Origin of the sequence: Crystallibacter degradans (genome assembly GCF_012952295.1) — a bacterium.
Lineage (GTDB): Bacteria > Actinomycetota > Actinomycetes > Actinomycetales > Micrococcaceae > Crystallibacter > Crystallibacter degradans.
The window spans coordinates 1-2,647 of sequence record NZ_JABBCH010000049.1 but is presented as its reverse complement, the minus strand read 5'-3'; the positions used below and the strand labels follow the sequence as shown (position 1 = coordinate 2,647).

The window sequence follows — 2,647 nt, the reverse complement described above, 5'->3', positions numbered from 1 at the left end:
TGTAAGCGGCCATGAAAAACTGCCCATAGGTGGCCACGGAATTACCCGCTGACGGCCACTGGGACTGCCCGCGTATGGCCACGAAAACTGCCCGGTAGTGGCCGCTGGTTTGCCCGCATTGTTCACTGTTCCCGCCGCGTCGTGAGACGGCGGGGGCCTCTTCCCGGTTGGATATCGGTGTCGAATCGAATCCGCGAACAGGAAGAGGCCCTGAATGAAGGATGCCTTAGAAACCGTGAAAATACTTGCTGCTTATGACCTGACCAAGTCATTGCGGGGTGCGGCCGAACTGACGGGCTGCTCCCATCACACTGTGAAGCGTTTGGTGGCGGACCGCGACGCCGGCCGGCCGCCCGGCGCGGCCACCGGCCGTGGCCGGCTCATTGACCGTTGGCTGCCCAAGATCGAGCAATGGGTCGAAGATTCCAAGGGAAGAATCCGCGCCGATGTCGCGCACGACAAGCTCGTCGCGATGGGCTATCAGGGATCGGAGCGCTCGACCCGCCGCGCGGTGGCCGAGGTCAAGAACGATTACCGCCGCGGGAAACGGCGGGTGCACCGGCCGTGGATCACCGAGCCAGGGGCCTGGCTGCAGTACGACTTCGGCGACGGCCCGGTCATCGGTGGAGTGAAAACGGTGTTGTTCATCGCCTGGCTGGCCTGGTCCCGTTTCCGGGTCGTGATCCCGCTGCGGGACCGGACCGCGCCGAGCGTGTTCGCCGCCCTGGACCGTACGTTCCGGCTGCTTGAGGGCGCACCGACCTATGTGCTGACCGATAACGAGAAAACCGTCACCGCCGCGCACGTGGCCGGGGTTCCGGTGCGTAACCAGCAGACCTTGGCCTTCGCGAAGCACTACGCGGTCGACGTCCTCACGTGCCGGCCGGCTGACCCGGCCACGAAAGGTGGGGTGGAGAACGCGGTGAAGATCTCCAAGGCAGATCTGGTGCCCAAGGACACCAACCTGCTGCCGGAGTATGCCTCGTTCGCCGAGCTGGAGGCCGCGTGCTTGGAGTTCATGGCCATGGTCAACGGCCGGGAGCACCGCACGACCCGCCGCCGCCCGGACGATATGCTCGCCGAAGAACGCAGGGCGCTGCACCGCATCCCCGCAACGGCTCACACGGTCGCGTACGGTGTCGGGCGCCGGGTGCCGGAGAACACGCCGATGGTCTCGTACGAGAACGCCCAGTACTCGGTGCCGGCGCACCTGATTGGTGCCGAGGTCTTCGTCCGCCAGCACGGCGCCGGATCCGAAACCCGGGTCATCATCGTGCACGTCGGTGACGAGGGCCCGGTCGAGGTCGCCCGTCACGGCCTGGCCCGGCCGGGCTCTCCGGCCATCATCGATGCCCATTTCCCTGACCATGAGGAGAAGATTCCCGGGGACTATAAACCCGTGCCCCGCTCGGCCGCGGAAGCGGAGTTCCTGGCCATCGGCGCCGGTGCCAGAACGTGGCTGCTGGAAGCCGCTGCGGCCGGCACGGCGCGGATCAACCAGAAGATGGCCGAGGCTGTCGCGCTGGCCAAGATCGCCGGCACCGCCGAAGTCGACCGCGCCCTGGGCCTGGCCGCGGTCCACCACCGCTTCGCGCACGGTGATCTCGCCTCCCTGCTCAACGCCTCCACCCACCAGGCCGGCCTGCATACCGCCGGTGAGGGCAAGTCCCTGACCCAGGGCACCGCGGGCTGGGCCGGCCTGGGCACCGCCACCGGGGAGGAACAGGGCCGATGAGCATCACCACCGCGAACACGCAGGTACCGGCGCTGCCGGCGGATCTGGAAGCACTGATGCGGCAGCTGAAGATGCCCCATGCCCGCGCCATCGCCCCGGAGGTCCTGGCCACCGCCCGCGCCCAGCGCTGGGAACCGGCCGAAACCGTCAAGGCACTGCTCACCGAGGAGACAGCAGGACGCGCCCGCTCGATGCTGGCAACGAGGCGCAAAGCCGCCGGCTTCCCGACCGGCAAGACCTTCGCGCTCTGGGACGAGGCAGCGTCCTCGATCCCGGCCCCGACGCAGCAGGCCCTGCGCACCCTGGAATGGCTCCACCGCAAGGAAAACCTCGTCGTCTGCGGCCCCTCCGGCACCGGAAAGACCTTCTTCCTCGAAGCCCTCGGCCAGCAAGCCGTCGAGGAAGGCATGCGCGTCGCGTGGTTCACCCTCGAAGACCTCGGCACCCTGATCCGCGCGCACCGGGCCGACGACACGATCACCAAGGCCGTGGCCAGGATCCTGCGCTCCGATCTGGTGGTCGTCGACGACATCGGCCTGCTCCCGGTCGCCACTGACGCCGCCGAGGGCCTCTACCGCGTCGTGGACGCAGCCTACGAGAAACGGGCCGTCGCGGTCTCCTCAAACCTGCACCCGGCCGGCTTCGACGAGCTCATGCCCAAAACCCTGGCCACCGCGACCGTGGACCGGCTGCTGCACCACGCCCACGTCTGCCAGACCACCGGCGACTCCGTCCGCCTCACCCAGGCCCTGGCCGGAAAGGGAGTCATGCCACTGACCTAAACACCCCGGTGGCCAGCAACCCAACCTGCTCCGCGGGCAAACCAGCTGGCCACCAATGGGTATTTCTACTGGCCACCAGCGGGAAGATCTGCTGGCCGCCTATGGGCAATTCCTAATGACCGTTGACACA

Annotated in this window: 2 protein-coding genes; both read left to right on the top strand. The window is 67.6% G+C overall.

Annotation, left to right across the window (positions count from 1 at the left end):
* Window positions 1-214 precede the first annotated feature (214 nt).
* Complete coding sequence (gene istA, locus HGO92_RS22990; protein WP_169999029.1) at window positions 215-1,735, top strand: IS21 family transposase; 1,521 nt, start codon at window positions 215-217, stop codon at window positions 1,733-1,735.
* Window positions 1,732-2,517: an IS21-like element helper ATPase IstB gene (gene istB / locus HGO92_RS22985; RefSeq protein WP_169999026.1), complete on the top strand. Its 786-nt coding sequence runs from the start codon at window positions 1,732-1,734 to the stop codon at window positions 2,515-2,517. Before istA ends, istB begins: the two co-directional genes overlap by 4 nt.
* Window positions 2,518-2,647: the final 130 nt, after the last annotated feature.